Source organism: Algoriphagus oliviformis (assembly GCF_017254915.1).
Classification (GTDB): Bacteria; Bacteroidota; Bacteroidia; order Cytophagales; family Cyclobacteriaceae; genus Algoriphagus; species Algoriphagus oliviformis.
In genome coordinates this window covers 207109-227954 of record NZ_JAFKCT010000007.1, presented here as the reverse complement: position 1 = coordinate 227954, position 20846 = coordinate 207109, and the positions used below count along the sequence as shown (strand labels likewise).

Here is a 20846-nt window from a genome sequence, read left to right as displayed (position 1 = left end):
ATGAAAAAACTGATCCCGGTTTTCCTCCTACTGTTTCTACCTACCCTGCTTTTTTCCCAATCTTTCACCCTGGAGCAGGTGGCCAAATTCAGCTTTCCGTCCGAACTGACCTCCTCTCCAGTGGGCGAAAAGATCGCCTGGGCGCTGAATGAGCAGGGAAAAAGAAATGTCTACTTTGCCGGAGGCCCCGATTTCCGAACTACCAAACTGACCCAATTCAATGAAGACGATGGGCAGGAAATCAGCAACCTGAAGTTTACCTCAGATGGCAACTGGCTGATCTTCGTGCGCGGAGGAGACCATGGTGGCGGCAATGCCTCCTCTACGGTCAACGCACTCAATATGCCGACCCTGCCCAAGGTGGAAATCTGGAAGGTCAATCTGGCATTCATGAAGCCCGAGGTCATCGCTGAGGGAGACGACTTTTTCCTCGGCCCACAAAATCAAATCCTTTACCTCAAAGGCGGTCAAGTCTGGAAAGCCGACCTCATGGGTGGCGAAAAACCAGCCCAACTCTTCCAAATCAAAGGAAATGTCAATTCCCTTGAGTTTTCTCCCGATGGAAAAAAGATCGCTTTTACGGTAAATCGGGGAGGTCACCAGCTTTTGGGAGTTTATGAAAACCAAAACACTCCCATCCACTGGATCGCGCCGTCTTTTCACCGCTATTCCCAGCCCAAATGGTCTCCAGATGGCAGCAAGATAGCCTTTGTCAAAACCCTGGGCGGAAGCGGAGCCGCTTTGTCGCTCCTGGAACCCAAGCACGTCCCTTGGGAAATCTGGCTGGCCGACGTGGCAACGGGCAAAGGCGAAATGCTCTGGAAAGCTCCCGAGACACTTGTGGGTTCGTATCGCTACGGCTTCTTTTCCTATCCCAACGCAAAGGAACTCGTCTTCGAATCTTATCACGAGGGCTGGCAGCACCTTTTCTCCTTGGACTTGGCCAGCAAAAGCCTCCAATCCCTCACGCCAGGCGACTACATGGTCGAGCAGATCAAGCTTAGCCAATATGGAAACCAAGTGGTCTTTTCTGCCAATACCGGCCCAGAGAAGGAAGATCTAGACAGAAGACACATCGGAAGGATAGATCTAAAAACCAAAAAACTCACCTGGGAAACCTCCGGTACCGGGATCGAAGCCTACCCCGTGGGTCTGGGTGGTGGTGATAAGATTGCATTTTTCTCCGCCACTCCCCAGCGATCGCACCTAGTCGCGATCAAGGATGGGGAAAAGACCCAATTGCTTCAGGAATTGGCCATTCCCGCTGATTTTCCCCAAAGCAAACTCGTCACGCCCAAGCAAGTGAGCTTCAAGGCTCCCGACGGCACGACGGTCTACGGACAGCTCTTTGAGAAAGAAGGGGGCGCTGCCAAGAAACCCGGCGTGGTCTTCATCCACGGCGGGCCACAGCGTCAGATGCTCCTCGGCTGGAGCTACATGGACTACTACTCCAACACTTACGCCTACAACCAATACCTCGCCGAGCTGGGCTTTGTTGTCTTGTCGGTTAACTATCGCTTGGGCATAGGCTACGGGTATGAGTTTCACCGGCCGGCGTATGGCTATTACCAAGGCGCCGTCGAGTATCAGGACATCAAGGCTGGGGGTGAGTTTTTGGCGGCATTGGATCAGGTGGATGCGGATCGGATAGGCGTGTATGGCGGCAGCTACGGAGGCTACCTGACGGCTTTGGCTTTGGCCAGAGATTCCGATCTTTTCAAAGTCGGTGTAGACATCCACGGAGTCCATGACCTGGACGGAAGATACGATCTACCGGAAGGCTACGAAGTGGCCCCCGACTACGAAAAGGCCAAGGAAATCGCCTGGAAATCCTCGCCAATGGCCGACCTCGCGACTTGGAAAAGCCCGGTGCTCTTCATCCACTCCGACGACGACCGCAATGTGGAAGTAAGCCAAACGACCGATTTGATCCGAAGATTCGAAGAACTGGGGATGCCCTACGAGGCGGTCCTGATCCCCGGCGACACCCATCACTGGATGCGCTGGAAAAACATGGTCGAGGTCGGGCAGTTGACGGCGGATTTTCTTGAGAAGCATTTGATGAAATGAGTTGTCAACAGACCACAGTCGACGGTCGACAGCCGATTCTTCCAAGATTTGAGCTTGGAAAGCTAGGCTAAAGTACTTAATGACGGGCGGTGGACTGTCGTCTGTCGACCGTTGACTAATTTTCCAATCTTTCAATACCTGCACTGAGCTTGTCGAAGTGTTTCAATTTTACAGTCCATCCATGCTCACCCTTTCCTCCATCCACCACATCGCAATCATCTGCTCCGATTATGAGCGATCCAAACGATTCTACACCGAAGTGCTCGGACTGAAGATCATCCGGGAAGTCTATCGTGCCGAAAGGCAGTCCTACAAGCTCGACTTGGAGCTAAACGGCCACTATGTGATCGAGCTTTTCTCCTTCCCCAATCCACCCGCGCGGGTATCCCGACCGGAGGCCTGCGGACTGCGGCATTTGGCTTTCGGAGTCGATGACATTGGGAAAGCTGCCGAAGAATTGGGTAAATTGGGTGTCGAGGCCGAACCGATCCGGATCGACGAGCATACCGGAAGACAGTTCACCTTCTTTTCAGATCCCGACGGCCTCCCGATCGAACTTTACCAGCAATAGCCATGGCCGAAAACAAAACCAAACCCACCGAAGTCTCTGTAGATGATTTTATCAACGCGGTCGAAAGCCCCAAAAAGCGTGAAGATGCTTTTGCCCTCAAAAAAATGATGGAGGAGATCACCGGGGAGCCCGCCGTCATGTGGGGGCCTTCCATCGTGGGCTTTGGATCCTATCACTACAAATACGCCACAGGCCACGAGGGCGACGCGCCCATCGTGGGCTTTTCACCCCGCAAAGCCGCCCATTCCCTCTACCTCCTCAGTTGCGAGCAGCAGGACTTTGAGCCCCTGCTGACAAAGCTCGGCAAGTACAAGCGGTCCGTCGCCTGCCTCTATGCCAACAAACTTTCCGATCTGAACGAGGACATTCTCCGGGAGCTCATCGCCAAGTCCTACGCCACCACCAAAGCCAAATACCCGACCACATGATCTACCATATCCTGAATGGCGACGCACTGCGGGAGATGTTTCCGCCCCAGATCGAGGGCGAACAGATCGTCTTTCGCGAATGCCTCGTCGATGGCCCGGTGCTTCCGGATGAGGGACAGGAGCTCTGGCAGCTTCGTGAGGCCTTCATCCTCTCAAACTATCCCGAAGCCTCCCAAGACGACTACAAGACCAATTCCTACGAGGAAATCCTCAAAATCAAGGCGATTCCCGCCGACAGCCGGATCTACTGCTGGTTTGAGGAAGACCTCTTTTGCCAGGTCAACCTCTGGTTTCTCTTCAACTATCTCAAAACCCATCCAGCCGAGGTCAACCTGGTGCTTCCCTATCCGGATTCGCCCTATCATTTTTCCGTTTTGGGAGAAAAAGAGCTGATCGAAACCTACGAGAAGAAAGCCAAAAAGCTCAGCCCTCGGGAAAGAGCTGTCCTCGGCGACCTTTGGCTCCACTTCCAGCAAAAAAACGTCTTCGAAGCGCTCCAGATCGCTGGGCAGTTTACCGAGCGTTTTCCTTTCCTGAAGCCCGCCGTGGAAGCTTGGCGGGACTCCATGCCGCTCGGCGACTACCCCGGCAAACCGGTTGCCACGCTGCAAGCCATCCGAGACGAACTCGCAACCTCCGATTTCCCCACCCTTTTCCGGGAGTTTCACAGGCGCGTTCCCATCTATGGTTTTGGGGATCTACAGGTGAAGCGAATCGGCGAAGAAGCAGGGATTTTCTAACAGAAATATATGATTATCCGCTCCAAGGCATCTTTCGGGATGCCTTTTGTTTTTTGTTGTACCTTCATCCATGCGCTGGTCTATAGATTTTCCGATTCCCGCTTCCGCTTCCCCCATCCCCCATAGCGCCAAGATCCTGAGCTTGGGCTCCTGCTTTGCGCAGACCATCGGGATGAAGATGCGGAACGCCAAGTTTGACATCCTCGTCAATCCCTTTGGCACCATCTTCCATCCGCTCAGTCTGGTGGACTTGATTAGCCAAAGCCTGTCTGGCGAGCCAATCAATCCGACGGGAATCCTGGAGCGGGATGGGCTGTATCTGCATTACAGCGCCCATTCGGATCTTCGGGAAAAGTCGGCAGAGGCGCTGGCTTCCTCCTTTCAGGCCAAAGTCCGAGAGATGCAAGCCTACCTGCAAACCGGCGATTTCCTGATTTTGACCCTGGGTACGGCTTGGCTCTACGAGCATCAGGAGCTTGGCCGCGTCGCCAACTGCCACAAGCAGCCCCAAAAGTTGTTTGCCAAAAGACTGACCGAGCTCAAGGAAATGCAGGCGGAGATGGAGGCTGTGCTGGAAAAAATCCACGAAGAAAACCCCAGACTTCAAGTGATCCTGACTGTCAGCCCGGTGCGCCATATCAAGGACGGCGTGGCCGAAAACCAGCTCAGCAAAAGTCTCCTGCGCGTGCTCTGCGGGAGGTTGGAGGCAAAGTTTGCGCAGGTCAGCTACTTCCCAGCCTATGAGGTGATGATGGACGAGCTGCGGGACTATCGCTTTTACAAACCCGACCTGATCCACCCCAGCGAGGAAGCCGAAGACTACATTTGGAAGCGGTGGCGGGAAACGCACTTTTCACCGGAAACGCAAAAGAGCGTCACCGAAATCGAAAAAATCGGTCTGGAGCTAGCCCACCGGCCTTTCAATCCCGACACGGAAGCCCACGGCAAGTTTCTCAGAAAGCTTTTGGAAAAGCTGGAACGATTGAACGGCCAATTCGATTTTTCCAAGGAGATCGAGGAGGTCACCCTTCGACTTCGCTCAGGGTGACACTCTAGGTCGCTATGTCTCAGCTTTATTAAATTAATCCCCCTGCCCCCTTTGGAAAAGGGGGAGTCGGCCAAAAGAAACTTGATGATTTACCAAATTTCCCACCAGATCCCCAAGCTCGGCCGGTGAGCTAGCCGGACCGTACCGAAGGCCACTTTCCCACTTTACAACCTTCCAACTTTACCACCTTTCAACCTTCCAACTCTATGTCCAACCGCCTCTCTCAAAGCCAAAGCCCCTACCTCCTCCAGCACGCGCACAATCCCGTGGATTGGTTTCCTTGGGGGCCGGAGGCGCTGGAAAAAGCCAAAGCCGAAAACAAGCCCATCCTCGTCTCCATCGGCTACTCCGCCTGCCACTGGTGCCATGTGATGGAGCGGGAAAGCTTCGAAGACCAGGTCACCGCCGAGCTGATGAATGCGCACTTTGTATGCATCAAGATCGACCGCGAGGAGCGTCCCGACATCGACAATATCTACATGGATGCGGTGCAGGCGATGGGATTGCAGGGCGGCTGGCCGCTCAATGTGTTCCTGATGCCCAACCAAAAGCCTTTCTACGGCGGCACCTATTTCCCCAATACGCAATGGAAACAGCTCCTGGCCAACATCGCCAATGCCTTCGAAAACCACGAAGACCAGTTGGCGGAAAGTGCCGAGGGATTTGGACGGACGCTGAGCCGCAGGGAAACCGAAAAGTACGGCATCACCGGCGATGCAGCCGAGCTGGATCCCGACGATCTGGCCGAGGTGATCGCCAAGCTCAGCGGGCAGTTTGACCCCGAGTGGGGCGGCATGAACCGCGCGCCAAAATTCCCCATGCCTACGATTTGGGATTTTGCCCTGGATTATGCCCTGCTTTCCAAAAGTCCCGATTTGCAGGAGAAAGTCTTTTTCACCCTGCGAAAGATCGGAATGGGCGGGATCTACGACCAGCTGCGGGGCGGATTTGCGCGCTATTCGGTAGATGGGGAATGGTTTGCGCCCCACTTCGAAAAGATGGGCTATGACAACGGGCAACTGCTGGAGCTTTACGCAAAAGCCTATCAGGTCAGCGGAGATGCACTTTTTCTTGAAAAAATCATCGAAACCGTCAACTGGATCGAGGCCGAGATGCTCCAAGAAGAAGGTGGTTTCCACGCCGCACAGGACGCCGACAGCGAGGGAGTCGAAGGGAAATTTTACACCTGGACCTATGCCGAATTGCAGGCCTTGGTGCCCGATGAACTCCCTTGGCTGAGCAAACTCTACAATCTGAAACCTAATGGAAACTGGGAAGAGGGCGTAAACATCCTCTTCCAAACCGAGTCCTATGCCGAAGTCGCGTCACAGTTTCATCTGGCAGAAAACGAGCTGGTGGAAAAGCTGAACCTCGTCAAAGCCAAGCTGCTGGAAGTGAGAAATCGGCGGATCTTTCCGGGAAAAGACGACAAGATCCTCGCCGGTTGGAATGGCCTGATGTCTGCCGGTTTGATCCAAGCCTACCATTCCACGGGGGAAAAACGAATGCTTGAGCTGGCGCTGCGCAACCTGGAATTCATTCGCGAGAAAATGATCGTTTCGGGTATTTTGCAGCGCTCCTACAAAAACGGCCAAGCCTACACGCCGGCTTTTCTGGAAGACTACGCGGCTGTCATCCGCGCGAGTTTGATGGCATTTGAGGCGACTGGCCAAGCTTCTTGGCTGGGCTTCGCCAAAGAGCTGACGGACTTTTGCCTGGCGGAGTTCTACGACGAAAGCGACGGCTTTTTCTTTTTCAACAACCCCAAGGTCGAAAAACTCATCGCCAACAAAAAGGAGCTTTTTGACAACGTCATCCCCGCCTCCAACTCGATTATGGCGCGGAATCTCCATCGGCTTTCGCTGCTTACCTACCAAGAAAACTACGGGCAAATCGCCGAGAAAATGCTGGGAGCCATGAAAGACCTCGTCCTCCGCGAGCCAGGCTTCCTCTGCAACTGGGCCCATTTCCTTCTGGAATCGCTCGTGCCAACAGCAGAGATTTCCATCGTAGGAAAAGGCGCAGGCGAATTGGCCCAGGCCTTTTTCAATACCAACCTCCCCAACTCGGTCATCGCCTGGTCTGAAACTTTGACAGAAAACGTCCCCATTCTTGCCGGAAAGACGCCCGATCCCGAAGGAAATGCCTTAATTTATGTTTGCTTCGACCGAGCCTGCCGACGTCCGGTCAGTACTTTGGAAGAAGCCATCGCCCAACTGCCTTACTTAGATTGATTTAGTGGAAAGCCTTTTTGGAGATCAGGATTTTTTGGAGAAAAGCAGCGGAAACAACTTCGCCGACATCGTCCTGCCCGTGCCGATCCCGCGGATGTTTACCTACAAAATCCCGCCCCTGCTCAAGCCGCAGATCCAGATCGGCCAGCGGGTGATCGTGCAGTTTGGCAAGAAAAAAGTCCTCACCGGCATCATCGGCAAGGTGCACAACAAGCCTCCCCAGGCCTACGAGGCCAAGCCCATCCTCGACATCCTCGACGACCAGCCCAGCGTCAATCCGCTGCAAATCCGCTTTTGGGTGTGGATGGCCGAGTACTACTTCTGCCACATCGGCGAGGTGATGTTTGCGGCCTTGCCCTCCGGACTTCGGCTTTCCTCCGAAAGCAAGATCCAGCTCAACCCGAATTTCGACCCGGAAACGAACAAATATCCGCTCGACGTGCGGGAGGAAAAGATCCTCGAGGCGCTGGAAAACAAGCCCGAACTCAGCTACGAGGACTGCGAAAAAATCCTTGGAATCAAGAGCGTCCACCCCATCCTGAAGAGTTTGGTGGCGAAGGAGGCGATCCTGATTTTTGAAAAAGTCCAGGAAAAATACACCCCGAAAGTGGAGACGCGCGTCCGGCTACTTCCCGAGATCGCCGCGGACAAAAACGCCATCCAGGCCGTTTTCGAAGCGGTTCAGGGAAAAGCCAAGCAAGAATCCATCCTGCTGAAATTCCTCCGCGATGTGCCCGTCTTCCAAAACCCCAAACTGAACGAGCGGGGCATAGACAAAGCCAGTCTCCTGGAGGAGGGCGACTCCGAAAGCTCGCTCAAGACACTGATCAAAAACGGCGTCTTCGAATCCTTCAAGCATGTGGTCAACCGCATCGAAGATGAGAAGGCCGTACGGGAAGCCTACGAGCTTTCCAGCTCCCAGCAGACGGCTTTGGGGGAGATCAAAACCCACTTTGAAACCAAACAAACCGTCCTGCTCCACGGCGTGACCGGCAGCGGCAAGACGGAGATCTACATCAAACTCATCCAGGAAGTCCTCGACAGCGGCTCCCAGGTGCTGATGCTTTTGCCCGAGATCGCGCTCACGACCCAGATCGTGGGGCGGCTTCGGCAGGTCTTTGGCTCCCAGATGGGCGTGTACCACTCCAAGTACTCGGACAATGAGCGCGTGGAAGTGTGGAACGGGGTGATCAGCGGGCGGTTTTCCTTTGTCGTGGGCGTGCGGTCTTCGATTTTCCTGCCCTTCGATAGCCTCGGCCTGATCATCGTGGACGAGGAGCATGAGCCCAGCTACAAGCAGTTTGATCCCGCGCCGCGCTTCCATGCCCGGGATGCGGCGATCATGCTAGCCTATTTCCATCAGGCGCGGACGCTGCTGGGTTCGGCCACGCCTTCCTTTGAGTCCTACTACAATGCCGCCCAAGGGAAATATGGCCTGACTGAGATCAGCCACCGTTTTGGAGACGCGCATCTGCCGGAGTACCAGCTGGCAGATCTCTCCGCTGACCGGAAAAAGAACCTGCTCAAGCTGGACTCGACCCGAATGATGCGGGAGAAAATCCAAGCCGCGCTCGACCGGCAGGAGCAGGTGATCATCTTCCAAAACCGCCGCGGCTACTCCCCCTACGTACAGTGCGAGGACTGCGGCTGGACGGGCGACTGCGTGCAGTGCGACGTGAGCCTGACGTATCATCAGTTTGCCGAGGAGCTGCGCTGCCACTACTGCGGGTACAAGGAGAAAATCCCCCAGAGCTGCCCAGCCTGCGGAAGTTCGCAACTGAGCACCCAAGGCATGGGCACGGAGCGGATAGAGGAGTCGCTGAGCCTGCTTTTCCCCGAGGCGAGAATGGGCCGGATGGACTTGGACACGACCCGCAACAAATACGGCTACCAGCGCTTGCTGGACGAGTTTGGGGCGGGGCAGATCGACATCCTGGTGGGCACGCAGATGATCACCAAGGGCCTGGACTTTGGCAAAGTCACCGTCGTGGGGATCTGGGATGGGGATCGGATCTTGAACTTCCCGGACTTCCGGGCAGGGGAACGCGCCTACCAGCAGATCACGCAGGTCGCCGGGCGAGCCGGACGACGGGATGTGAAAGGGCAAGTGGTGATCCAGTCCAGAAATCCCGACAACGAGCTCTTTGAGCGGGTGATCCGGGGCGAGTATTATGAGTTTTTCCGGCAGGAGATGATCGAGCGGAAGAAGTTTTACTATCCGCCCTACGTGAAGCTGGTGAAGATCACCACCAGGCATGCGGACTTCAAGGTGTCGGAGAAGGCCGCCCATGCCCTGCATCGCGAGATGGCCAATATTCCCGTCAAAAAGATCGTCCTCGGCCCGGAAAAAGGCATCATAGCCCGGATCAAAAACCAATACCAGTTTGAAAGCATGATCAAACTGGATCGCTCGGGAGATACGCAGGCGACCTTCAAAGAAAGCCTCGGCAAGATCCTGGAGGAGCTCCAATCCCGCCCCGAATTCCGCTCGGTGCGTTGGGTGGTGGATGTGGATCCGAGTTGAGGTGAGTGCTTTAGAGATCAAAATTCTGCACGAGCCCCCCACTAACCGGAGTTTTCAAAAGCAAAAAATCTTGGAGGTTCTTAGAGAAACGACAAAAAAAGGACGATTGCTCGTCCTTTTTTCTATTCACTCACGATAGTCAAATATAAGCTTAGTTCTAGATTTCGGGACGATTCACTGTCAGCTTGCGGTAAAGTCTTTTAGGAGTAAAAATGCTCAATTTTAGTCGTTCAGCCCGCACTATTTTTATACAATGTTGTGGCCCGATTTTCTTATATGTCATCAGGGTTTAACCAAAAGTCGTCTGGTTTTGCAATAAGTCTAGCATTTTGATACGCAGCGTCCAAAGGCAAAATAGTTTCAGGGGTATATAGCCCATCTTCCAAATCAAGAACTAATGCAAAATCAGGCTGTTTGGCAAAGGAACCGCTTAAATAAATAGGCATCAACAATTGGAGTTTATCGGACTGGGGTCTGTACTGAGGAACAACAAGTTTGTAATTTCTCTTTGCCATAGATTTGGCATAATTTATTGAGTTATCCAATATTCTTGCTAATTCGGTTGTGTCCTTTTTTTGATAATCCTTAGGAAAGCGATCAATTCTTTCTTCGATTATGTGCGTAAACTTATCGTAGCTTCTATCTATAGGTATGGAATTATTAAAAGTAACTTCTTTAATATCAGAGAAAAAATCGATGCTATCAGGTAGGCGGTCTGGATGGTTGAGTAAAACACCATCTTTTTGAAATTTTCTTTTTGATAGGTCGGAGAGGCTCTTCATTATAAAGGGGTTGAAGTATTCAATTTCTCCGTTTTGATCTCTCAACTCTAAAATGATATAAATATCGTGAAAAAACTTGTCTAGAAGTCCTGAATTAAAAATCGCAAATTTCCTATCGTCACTAATTATCAACTTTGCTTGAGACTTGTCTCTTAAAAGTTTCTCAAAAGTGTTTTCGATGAATGATTTTAATATTGGATGAGGGATTCCTGACTCGTGGTTCTGATATGACCATTTTTCAGGTATTGTCTTTTGGCTTAACTCTTCAAGGAATTGAAAACCTTCATTCCATTCATCAAAAATGATATTTCCAATGCGGAACAATAAATTCTTTTTAATCTCTTTTGTCAGTGCGGACTCGACAGTAAAATAAATTCCTGTCCAATTTTTGTCCGGACGAATTCGATAGAAGTAGGCAATGATCTCTTGATCTTCTTGATTAATAAATCCAGTTGAGTATATGGCATAGAAGGAATCAGACTCCTTGCTTACATTACCTTTTTTGTCTAGGTATCTCAACTCACCGTTTTGAAAAGCGTTGTAAAAAGCAATATTAAAAGTCTTGAATTCTGCTTGTGTTGCTCCATTTTTGACCATTCTGTTAATCTCATCAATGAAGGTTCGGTTATTTTCAATAAAACCAAAATTGAAGATTCCGAACTTGTTTGAAGTTGCTGCCATGTTTTATATTCTTAGTTTTTTTTATCTGATTGTCCGCTTTTCTACCATTATATAATCTTGTCTCTGCAAAAGAAAGCTAAACTCTAAACTTTGCCCTACTTCGGTCTTCCGTCATCGGTCTTCCAGCCCGAGTGAAAAAACAAATTCGCTCACTGGCAAGATTGCGGATATACACTTTTTTTTAAATGCTCCGCAACATAAAATCGGCGCAATTGCGCCCATCTCTCCTATCTCCCCCGTGTTATGCCCTGAATCTACTAGAAACTTCTGACTTTAAAAAGACAGGTTTCACTTTTTCCATTCTAAAAAGAACTCAAAAAACCAGCTCATCTCCGAAAAAGACTTTTCCACCCCTACAAAATCCCCTCTAAACCCAGTGAAAAGCCGGGCAGTACCGTGGAGGTAACCCGGTCGCCGGAGGTAAAAAGTCGGGAAGGCTGAAATCTCCCCTCGATCAAAGTGTAGATCAAGAGCGTGCAATCCGTAGGATGCACGATCCAGTACTCCCGCACGCCAAACTCCTCATACAAGTCGTATTTGTTTTGGAGCTCGACCCGGCTATTCCCCGGAGAAATGATCTCCACGATCAGATCCGGCGCACCAAAACAGCCCTTATCATCCAGTTTGGAAGGATCGCAGATCACGGAAATATCGGGCTGGACGACTGAATCGATTTTTGAAAACTCGGGATTTTTTGAAAACCTGACATCGAAAGGGGCTGCATATACCTTACAGGGCTGGTTTCTGAGAAAATTGAATAGACTTCCAACTATATTTCCAGAAACCTCCTGATGCCGACGATTGGGTGCCGGGGCTTTCGTGAATACCTTCCCTTTGATCAATTCGACGATTTCCTCAAAGTCCCATCTGAGGTAATCCGCATAGGAATAGACTGCCCGCTCGGACTCGCCGAAAGTATCCAAATTGAACTTCTCCTTCTGGGGGATTCTGTATTCTTTCATGGCCAAACTCTCCTGATTAACCTCTTCTCCCGAATTTAACCAAAGAAATCTTCTTTTCAGACAAGGAACCGAATCCCGTTTGTCGGATTTCACCACATCCCTGCGGGACTTGTCTTGCTGATTGGATACTGTCTGCCAGGGGCTAAAGCCCCCGGCAAGAGATTCTTCCGTCCCCATAGAACTAGTGGTATGTTAAGTGTTATTTGTCGTGTGAATAGGGTCTCGACTCCGCTCGACCTGACACGCCGGTGTCACCTTGAGCACCTGAGTAACGGGAGTTACGAAGTCGAAAGGTCAATTCAGAGTTAACATGACACTAGTGAGCTTCACGCGAGCCGGAACCAAAAACAGCGGTCTATGCGTATATTCAAGACAGAATGCGCATATTATGAAAAAGCGACTCAACATCACCATCGAGGAAGACTTGCTGGAGAAAATCAAGAAATACGCCGAAACGAAGGATAGAAGCCTTTCTGACTTGGTTCAAGACCACTTTCGCGCCCTGCTCAAGCCTCCCGCTACCTTGCCAAATGGCATGACGCTGGTAGAGTACATGAAGTCTTTGCCAAAATCCAAGGTAGAATTCCCCGAGGATTATGACTGGAAAGAAGAGTACTACAAGGCGAAAGCAAAAAAATGGGGTTATGAGGATCTTCTTTGATGTCAATACGATCCTTGACTTTTTCCTCGAAAGAAGCCCCAATCAATCGGCCGTAAACTCACTTTTCGAAAAAGTAGACCAAGGGAAAATCACTGGATTTGTGACGACCTCAGTGATCCAGACCTGTGCCTACTATTTGGCGCAAGCCAAAGGAACTCAGGTTACCAAGGAAATCGTCGGAGTGATCTGTCGCAGGTTTCAGCTGATCGAGGGGACAAAGATGGACATAATGAGCGCAGTGGAATCGCCACATGACGACATCGAGAATGCCATCCATTTTTTCATTTGCCTTTCCAACGGAATCCAAGGAATCGTCACCAGCGACAAAGGATTTCTGAAAATGTCAAAACCCCATCTTCCGATCCTCACACCCACAGAGCTGATCTCCTCCCTCCCATAGCCGACCAGCGCAATCTCGAATTTCAAACCTCAAATCACTCACACATTCAGCGCTTCCCAGAGAATCTCCACGGGATGCTTGGCTTTGCGGCCGGTTCCGTCCGCAATCTGATGGCGGCAGGACGTGCCGGGAGCGGCGATCAGGGTGTCCGCTTCGGCCTTTCTCACGGCTGGGAAAAGCACCAGTTCGCCGACCTGCTGGGAGACCTCGTAGTGCTCGGCCTCGTAGCCAAAGCTTCCCGCCATGCCGCAGCAACCGCTTGGGATGGTTTCCACCGTATAATGCTCCGGAATGGAAAGCAGTCGCTGCGTCCAAACCACCGACGAAAGCGCCTTCTGGTGGCAGTGTCCATGCAGCTTGATCTTCTGCGGCTTGCTGGTAAACTGATCCGCGCGGATAAATCCCGCCGCAGCCTCCTGCGCCAAAAACTCGTCGATCAACTTCACATGGAACTTGAGCTTCTTGGCAGACTCGACCAGCTCCTGACCCACGATGCGCGGATACTCATCCCGGAAGGAAAGGATCGCGGAAGGCTCTAGCCCAATCAGTGGGCGATTTCCATCTACCAGCTTGGAAAAAATCCGGACATTGGCCTCAGCGTGTTTTTTCGCCTTCGGCAAAAGTCCCTTGGACAGCGCAGAGCGGCCGCTTTCCTCGTGATCGACCACCTTCACCTCGTAGCCGAGCTTTTTCAGCAAAGAAATCGCCTTGATCCCGATCTGGGTATCGTTGTGGTTGGTGAATTCGTCTACGAAGAAATAGACCGTCTTGATCGGCTTGGCCAGTCCGGGCAGGGTTTCGTAGTTTCGCTTGTACCACTTTCGGAGGCTGACCGGACTGATTTCGGGAAGATTTCGGTCTGGAGCTACGTTCAGCAGGGACTTCATCACGCCTCCGGTCAGGGAGTTATTCAGGAAGAAATTAGCTACTCCCGGCACCAGCGACCCCAATTCATTGAGCTCGTTGATATAAGCAAAAGCCCGAGAGCGAAGCGGCACCCCGTTCGATTTTTGGTATTGGTAGAGGAACTCCGCCTTCATGCTGGCCATGTCCACGTTGGAGGGGCACTCCGCCGTGCAGCCTTTGCAAGAAAGGCAAAGATCCATCGCCTCCTTGATCTCGGGATGGTCAAAGGCATTTTCCTTTTTGTCCAAAGTCAAAAACTCGCGGAGCGTATTTGCTCGGCCTCGCACGGCATCCCGCTCGTTGCGCGTCGCCATGTAGGACGGACACATGGTGCCCCCAGACCCCGGCAGCTTGCGGCAATCGCCGGAACCGTTGCATTTCTCCGCCAAGCGAAGAATACCTCCCACAGCCGAAAAATCCATCATGGTCTTGTGCTCCGGCGTCTTCATTCCCGGCTCATAGCGCAGGAATTTGTTCATCGGAGCGGCATCCACGATCTTGCCGGGATTGAAGATGTTTTTGGGATCCCAGGTGTATTTGATCCTGCGGAAAAGCTCGTAGTTCTTTTCCCCCACCATCAGCGGAATGAAAGCGGCGCGAACCCGACCGTCTCCGTGCTCTCCGGAGAGTGAACCCTGGTATTTCTTCACCAGCTTGGCTGAAGCCAAAGAGATCTGGTAAAACTCCTCAACGTCCTCGGCTTTTTTCAGATCCAAAATCGGCCGCAGGTGAATCTCTCCCGCACCGGCGTGGGCGTAGTGCACGGGCTTCTGGTTAAATCCAGCCATCATCTCGTCCACGTCATCGATGTAGTCCGCCAGGTCCTCGATGTCCACCGCCGTGTCCTCGATACAGGCCACCGCCTTGGGGTCGCCCGGAATATTTCCCAAAAGTCCCAGCCCAGCCGCCCTCAAGGCCCAGGCCGAGGCCACTTTGGCTGGCTCGATGATGGGATAGGCATAGCCGTAGCCGCCCCGCTTGAGGTCGTCCACCAGCGAAATGCCTTTCGCCATGGCTTCCTCCAGCGTTTTCCCGCGAAACTCGATCATCAAAATCGCCTCGGGATCGCCCTCCACGAAGTAGCGGTTTTTGCTGTATTCGATGCTTTCCTTGGTACAGTCCAAGATGATCTTGTCCATGAGCTCGACCGCCGTGGCGGGATGCTTCATCGCCACTTGCGACGACTTCATGCTCTCATGGATGGTATGAAAATGTGCCGCGACCACGATCTCCACCGGATCGGGAAGCGGGTCAAGGCTGATCTTGATCTCGGTGGTAAAGGCTAGCGTGCCTTCTGAGCCGGTCAGCAGCTTGCAAAAGTTGAACTTCTGGTCGCCCTCGAAGATCTCTGAAGGCAAAAGCTCGTCCACCGCATAGCCGGTATTGCGGCGATGGATGGACTTCTTCGGGAATTGCGCGTGGATTTCCTCGCGGGTTTCGGCATCGCTGAGCTCCGCAAAGAGTTGGCTGTAGATTTTGCCTTCCAGGTCAGTCTGAGCACATTTTCGGTCAAACTCCTCCCGGGAAAGCTCTCCGAAAACGACTTTGGTACCGTCGCTGAGAATGGTGTTGAGGGAAATGACTTTGTCTCGGGTCACCCCATACACAATCGAGGTCGTACCGGAGGAATTGTTGCCCACCATGCCGCCGATCATCGCACGGTTGGCTGTAGAGGTGATGGGGCTGAAGAAAAGACCGTGCGGCTTCAGGTAGCGGTTGAGTTCGTCCCGCACCACGCCCGGCTGTACTCTTACCCAGCGTTCCTCTTTGTTGAATTCGAGGATTTTGGTAAACGTCTTGGACACGTCCACCACGATCCCGTTGCCGACGCATTGCCCAGCCAGCGAAGTCCCGGCCGTACGTGGAATCAGGGAAGTGCCATTTTCATTGGCGAAACGGATCAATTTCTGGATATCGGATTCCGACTTGGGAAAGGCCACCGCCAAAGGCATCTCGCGATAGACAGAAGCGTCGGTGGCATACAGGGTCTTGGTCAGTCGGTCTACTTGCAGGCTGCCCTCGAGCTGGGCGGCAAGTTTTTCCAACAAAGGCAATAGGTTAGGCTGGCTTGAACTCATGCCCAAAAATAGCTTTCCCCATTAGATTTAAGGAAATGTCTCGGAAAAAGAATTTTCAACCAAAAAACCGGAAAGAAGCAAGCGTTCCTTGTCTCCGACACAGGTATGGAAACACCATTCTACTGAAACCACCGATCCAAAAGTCCGAAAAAACCATCTTGACACTGACCACTTTCTTGCTACATTCGTATCAATTGATAAAATATACTATCAAATGATACTCGAAACAGAAGATTATCAGACCTCGACCCACTACAAAAAGCTGGTTCAAATCCTCGGAACGAAGGCAATGCAATGGCGAATAAAAAGTCCTTTTGACTTCATCGCCATTGCCACCGAGGGTGTCGGCAGCCAGATTATCGAGAACTTCTGGACGCACTTCGGGCTGTCCAAATCTGAAACCTCCAAACTTCTGAACATCTCCGAGCCAACCCTCTATCGCTGGACTAGGTCGGAAAAAAAACTTGAAAGGAATTATGCTATCCAGATTTTCGAACTGACCGATCTTTTTCTTTACGGGGAGGAAGTGTTTGAAAGCCAGCACAATTTCTTCCAATGGCTCGAATTGCCCAACATGGCACTCGGGGGTTTTGAACCAAGGGAGGTCCTAGAGATTCCCGGCGGCCTGTCTAAAGTCCGGGATCTGCTTGGACGTATCGACCACGGAGTCTTCAGCTGAGCAGATGCAAGTCTATAGACTTACCAAATCAAAATACGCGGGAGACATTTCCGGAACTGGTGCCGCTATCAATCCCGGTAGATGGAACAGAAAAGGCAGCCCTGTGCTCTATACCGGAATCAATCCGGAAATCGCACTCCTGGAAACCATAGTACACCTACCCCCTATGCTCTCACCGGTTTTGGACATGCTTACGCTGGAAATCCCAGACGATTCGACACTGACACTCCAGGACTCTGACCTTCCAGCCAATTGGTCTGATTACCCTGCTCCTACGATACTTTCCGAAATCGGACAGCGATGGATTGAGAATGGAAAACAACTGGCTCTCCAAGTCCCTAGCTGCATCATCAAAACCTCATCGATCTTGGTGCTCAACTGCCAGCACCCAAAGTACCGGGAAGTAAAAATCGTGGAGCGAACTCCTTTCCCTCTCGACCCGAGACTGATCAAGCAGACAATCCGCTAATCACCACACTCGCCATTCACACGATGTTCTTCTACCTTTCCCAATTCCTGAGTTTTTTGGCCATGCCGCTGACCATCGTTTTGGCCTTGATTGGGACTGGAGCGATTTTCATCAAAAGGAAATGGGGAAAAAGAAGCCTGTGGACAGGAATCGGGATGCTGCTCCTTTTCACCAACCCGTTTCTTTCCAATCTGGCCCTGCTGGCTTGGGAGCCTGACTTTAAATCTTTCGAAGAAATAGAAAACCACGAAGTCGGCATCGTGCTTACCGGCGTGACCAACCTGAGCAAAACGGCCTATGACCGGACTTTTTTCAACAAAGGCGCCGACCGAATCACCCACGCTCTCCAGCTCTACCGCATGGGCAAGATCAAAAAAATCCTCATCACCGGCGGACAAGGCCTCAATCCTGTCAATCCCCAAAGCGAGGCTGAGCTGCTGGAGCGCTTCCTGCTCATGACCGGAGTGCCCCAGTCCGACATTTGGATAGAAGACCAAAGCAAAAACACCGCGCAAAACGCGCAATTTACCAAGGCCTTTCTGGAGGAAAAAGGGATCTCCACCGAGCAGGAATTTGTGCTCGTCACCTCGGCTTTTCATATGTATCGAGCAAAGGCTTGTTTTGACAAAGTAGGCTTAAAAACCCTGACTTTCCCCACGGATTACTATTCACACGATGTAAAGTACGACCCTCCCTCTTTGCTTTTCCCTGATTCCTTTTCTCTGGAATATTGGACAAAACTCTTCAAAGAATGGATCGGAATTGCGATGTACAAAGTCGCTGGATATATTTGAGTAAGCACAAGCAATTCCCATCCCATGAAATTCGGAGCCGTCGACAACCCAGAAGCCATTGATTTCACCCTGCCAGCAGACCATCCAGACACCAAAAAGGTGCTGGCGGAATACAAGTCCGAAGGTGTTGCCTTTGAGGTCTTCGTGGGCTGCGCCAAGTGGAACAAAACCGACCTGAAGGGATTCTATCCGAGAGGCACCAAGGACGAGTTGACTTACTACTCCCGGCAGTTTAACTCCATCGAGCTCAATTCGACGCACTACGGAGTCCCAAAAAATGAGCAGGTGGTGGTCTGGAAAGAAAAGACGCCGGCGAATTTTAAGTTTTTCCCAAAAATCCCGCAGACGATCAGCCACTTCAAGCGATTGATCGAGGTAAAAAGCGAGGTGGACAACTTCGTAGCCACCATGAGCCATTTGGATGAAAAGCTCGGCATGATCTTCCTGCAGGTTCACGACAACTTCCAGCCCAAGGACATGAGCCGGGTGGAGCGTTTCGTGGCGGATTTCCCGAAAGACGTGCCCCTAGCCATCGAGGTGAGAAACAAAACCTGGTTTGAAGGCAAGGCTGCCGATGAGTTTTACAAAATTCTCCAGAGCTACCACGTGTCCAATATCATCGTGGACACCGCCGGTCGCCGGGATATGCTGCACATGCGCCTGTCCAGCGAGGAGGCTTTCGTGCGGTTTGTCGGAGCAAACGTGGACAGTGATTACACCCGACTGGACGAATGGGTGGATCGCATCGCCTCATGGAAAGAACAGGGGCTGCAGAAGCTGTATTTCTTTGTCCACCAAAATATCGAGGAAGCCTCCCCGCTCCTCTCTGCCCACTTCATCGAAAAGCTGAACGGCAGGCTCGGCACGAACCTACGCATCCCAAACGACCCCTCTAACCCGCTGTTCTGATCCTCAAGCCAGCAGTGTTTTCTGGATCGAGTCGCGCAGGGGAGCCTCCACATGAACCTCCTCTGCGAAACGCATCCATTGCTTGACCGCCGCCCGTACCCGATCGATTTTCTCCTGAGGCTTTCTGATGTTCATCTTTTGGGCTACTTCCAAAAAGTCCGCGTCACCGATCCTGTCCCGTTTGCCGTTGACCATGAGTGACTGCGCGCTCACCCACAGGCTGCCCGGGCGATAGGCATGACAGATGTCGTAGGCGGGAGAAAGCTTCCACTTGCCACGGCGATCCATCAGAAAAGCAAAGTTTTTAGTATGGTCGTCGCAGTTGCGGGCCAGGACGTTGAACACCATCCTGACAAACATCTGCTCCGCTTCGGGATATGGCAGGCGAAGCATCCGCATGGTCTCAAATACCTGCTCGTAGCTGTAGTAGCCGACTTGGTTGAAGTCAAAATGCCGAAGCCCACAGAGGCTCTGCATATGAATCTTGTCCCCTGCATCCGTGCGATCAAAGCGCTTGGTCATGAAGTGTGCCCTGCCGTTTTCCTCGAGAATACGGCATTCATTCATCTCAATTCCTGCCTCCCTAGCCATGAGGTAGTAGGCCATTTCGACTCTTCCATAGCCGGCCGTCGCGCCAAACTGCGAATCATGCACCCCGTCAAACTTGATGATCCAGTAGGAAAATCCTTCCGGAGCCTGTACCTGACCGCTTTTCACCTCGCCTGTCTCGGGATTGAAGGCTATGACTGCCTTGGCTCTCGCTCCACCAGCGGAAGTGCCGATCTTGAGGATATCCGCCAGCGCCGACTCCTCGTCATGGGACAGGTCACTGGTGAACCCTTCCTTCGAGTTCAGCACTTTGGAAGCGATCTCCACGAGACTCTCCACCTCCAAGGTGCTAGCCTTGGAAGATTCCGGCCGCAAAGACGGCTTGATCTCCAATGCGCCCACGCCTCTTTTCCCTATAAAGCAGAGTAGCTCGACAGGATTGAGGCTGTCAGTGGGACGGCCGTTTTGCACCAGCCAAGCATTGATCAGCTGATTACCGTACTTGTCCGGAAGCATATCGGCCAAAAGGCCAGGAAGTCCTTTGAAGGTATCAAAAGCATCATTCCTTCCTCTGCGGGTTTCGGGAAAAGAATACAAGCGCTTCCCTTGAGCCAAAGGCATCAACACAGGCGAGATATCCAGACCCGAGCGCAAAAAGCCCCGATCAAACTCGAAGCTGGCCACCTGCTGAGACTCGTCCCAGAGCACCGCACCAGCAAGCTTTTCCCAAAGCCACACCTCCGCGGAGACTACCATTCAGAGCGGGGATTTTCGGCAGCGAGATCATTATTGCGAACGCGCTGACGCTCGTGCTTCTTTTGAAGCTTGATATACTCGATGGGACTGATCCGAAGTCCGAGCTCGAACGCCTCAAAAATCGCCAACTCGTCCAGCACCCGCAGTACCTGGATCAGCGTGATCAGATTCACCTTCTCGCCACGCTCCAGCAGACTGAGTGTAGAGCGGCTGATCCCCGCCTCATAGGCCAGCGTATCCTGGGTCTTATTGAGATCTATTCGCTTCTTTTTGACGAATTCCCCGATCTTTCGGATGATCGCAGCATCAGATAATTGAGCTATATCCATGACTCAAATTTCATTCATTAACACACCAATATACCATTTTTGCATGAGATTTCCTACAATAAAATCGATTTGAGATTTTATAATTCATGATTATCCGCAATCTCGCCAGTAAGCGAATTTGCTTCTTCAATCGGGCTGGAAGACCGATGACCGAAGACCGAAGTAGGGCAAAGCCCCAATTTTAGCGTTCATTCGGATTGTCACGGCTGTCTACTGGCATAAAAGCGGACAATTTATATTATAATTAATGAAATATCATTCCTTATCAATTAAAAA

At 51.8% G+C, this 20846-nt stretch carries 18 protein-coding genes; 13 read left to right on the top strand and 5 right to left on the bottom strand.

The genetic code is table 11. The features are described 5' to 3' along the window. From J0A68_RS16425 to priA, 7 genes are all read left to right on the top strand, one after another. A complete protein-coding gene (locus J0A68_RS16425; RefSeq protein WP_206579319.1) occupies nt 1-2070 on the top strand; it encodes a prolyl oligopeptidase family serine peptidase in 2070 nt (689 codons plus the stop codon). A gap of 181 nt (nt 2071-2251) precedes the next feature. Continuing rightward, nucleotides 2252-2641 (top strand): SMU1112c/YaeR family gloxylase I-like metalloprotein, encoded by a 390-nt coding sequence (gene gloA2, locus J0A68_RS16420; protein ID WP_206579318.1) that lies wholly within the window; start codon nt 2252-2254, stop codon nt 2639-2641. Nucleotides 2642-2643: 2 nt separating this feature from the next. Next, nucleotides 2644-3069 (top strand): DUF1801 domain-containing protein, encoded by a 426-nt coding sequence (locus tag J0A68_RS16415; protein WP_206579317.1) that lies wholly within the window; start codon nt 2644-2646, stop codon nt 3067-3069. Continuing rightward, complete coding sequence (locus J0A68_RS16410) at nt 3066-3809, top strand: DUF1835 domain-containing protein (protein WP_206579316.1); 744 nt, start codon at nt 3066-3068, stop codon at nt 3807-3809. The genes J0A68_RS16415 and J0A68_RS16410 overlap by 4 nt, the downstream gene beginning before the upstream one ends. A gap of 70 nt (nt 3810-3879) precedes the next feature. Continuing rightward, nucleotides 3880-4857: a GSCFA domain-containing protein gene (locus J0A68_RS16405; protein ID WP_206579315.1), complete on the top strand. Its 978-nt coding sequence runs from the start codon at nt 3880-3882 to the stop codon at nt 4855-4857. Between the two features lie 206 nt (nt 4858-5063). Then, nucleotides 5064-7091: a thioredoxin domain-containing protein gene (locus tag J0A68_RS16400; RefSeq protein WP_206579314.1), complete on the top strand. Its 2028-nt coding sequence runs from the start codon at nt 5064-5066 to the stop codon at nt 7089-7091. Between the two features lie 4 nt (nt 7092-7095). Continuing rightward, on the top strand, nt 7096-9615 hold the full coding sequence (priA, locus tag J0A68_RS16395; protein WP_206579313.1) for a replication restart helicase PriA: 2520 nt from the start codon (nt 7096-7098) through the stop codon (nt 9613-9615). A 272-nt stretch (nt 9616-9887) separates the two neighbouring features. On the opposite strand, the gene J0A68_RS16390 is transcribed toward priA, so the two are convergent. Together J0A68_RS16390 and J0A68_RS16385 are read right to left on the bottom strand one after the other, a co-directional pair. Next, complete coding sequence (locus J0A68_RS16390; RefSeq protein ID WP_206579312.1) at nt 9888-11078, bottom strand: DUF3825 domain-containing protein; 1191 nt, start codon at nt 11076-11078, stop codon at nt 9888-9890. A 353-nt stretch (nt 11079-11431) separates the two neighbouring features. Continuing rightward, nucleotides 11432-12040, bottom strand: a complete 609-nt coding sequence (locus tag J0A68_RS16385) for a Uma2 family endonuclease (RefSeq protein WP_206579311.1) — start codon at nt 12038-12040, stop codon at nt 11432-11434. A gap of 388 nt (nt 12041-12428) precedes the next feature. On the opposite strand from J0A68_RS16385, the gene J0A68_RS16380 reads away from it, so the two are divergent. Together J0A68_RS16380 and J0A68_RS16375 are read left to right on the top strand one after the other, a co-directional pair. Next, a complete protein-coding gene (locus J0A68_RS16380) occupies nt 12429-12701 on the top strand; it encodes a DUF6364 family protein (protein ID WP_206579310.1) in 273 nt (90 codons plus the stop codon). After that, on the top strand, nt 12685-13101 hold the full coding sequence (locus J0A68_RS16375) for a type II toxin-antitoxin system VapC family toxin (RefSeq protein WP_206579309.1): 417 nt from the start codon (nt 12685-12687) through the stop codon (nt 13099-13101). The genes J0A68_RS16380 and J0A68_RS16375 overlap by 17 nt, the downstream gene beginning before the upstream one ends. Nucleotides 13102-13139: 38 nt before the next feature. On the opposite strand, the gene J0A68_RS16370 is transcribed toward J0A68_RS16375, so the two are convergent. Beyond that, a complete protein-coding gene (locus tag J0A68_RS16370; protein WP_206579308.1) occupies nt 13140-16085 on the bottom strand; it encodes an FAD-binding and (Fe-S)-binding domain-containing protein in 2946 nt (981 codons plus the stop codon). 88 nt (nt 16086-16173) lie between these two features. Here J0A68_RS16370 and J0A68_RS16365 point away from each other — a divergent pair, with 88 nt between their 5' ends. From J0A68_RS16365 to J0A68_RS16350, 4 genes are read left to right on the top strand one after another with little or no spacing between them, the layout of a single operon-like run. Next, nucleotides 16174-16764, top strand: a complete 591-nt coding sequence (locus J0A68_RS16365) for an Xre family toxin-antitoxin system antitoxin (protein WP_206579307.1) — start codon at nt 16174-16176, stop codon at nt 16762-16764. Beyond that, the gene (locus J0A68_RS16360) at nt 16733-17233 is read left to right on the top strand and encodes an RES family NAD+ phosphorylase (RefSeq protein ID WP_206579306.1); all 501 of its coding nucleotides are present in this window, start codon (nt 16733-16735) and stop codon (nt 17231-17233) included. The genes J0A68_RS16365 and J0A68_RS16360 overlap by 32 nt, the downstream gene beginning before the upstream one ends. A 23-nt stretch (nt 17234-17256) precedes the next feature. After that, nucleotides 17257-18027 carry a YdcF family protein gene (locus J0A68_RS16355; protein WP_206579305.1) on the top strand — a complete coding sequence of 257 codons (771 nt, stop codon included), beginning with the start codon at nt 17257-17259 and terminating at the stop codon, nt 18025-18027. A gap of 24 nt (nt 18028-18051) precedes the next feature. Further along, nucleotides 18052-18936, top strand: a complete 885-nt coding sequence (locus tag J0A68_RS16350; RefSeq protein ID WP_206579304.1) for a DUF72 domain-containing protein — start codon at nt 18052-18054, stop codon at nt 18934-18936. A 3-nt stretch (nt 18937-18939) separates the two neighbouring features. On the opposite strand, the gene J0A68_RS16345 is transcribed toward J0A68_RS16350, so the two are convergent. Both J0A68_RS16345 and J0A68_RS16340 read right to left on the bottom strand, forming a co-directional pair. Then, nucleotides 18940-20241, bottom strand: a complete 1302-nt coding sequence (locus J0A68_RS16345; protein ID WP_206579303.1) for a type II toxin-antitoxin system HipA family toxin — start codon at nt 20239-20241, stop codon at nt 18940-18942. Then, nucleotides 20235-20570 (bottom strand): helix-turn-helix domain-containing protein, encoded by a 336-nt coding sequence (locus J0A68_RS16340; protein ID WP_206579302.1) that lies wholly within the window; start codon nt 20568-20570, stop codon nt 20235-20237. Before J0A68_RS16340 ends, J0A68_RS16345 begins: the two co-directional genes overlap by 7 nt. Nucleotides 20571-20846 lie beyond the last annotated feature (276 nt).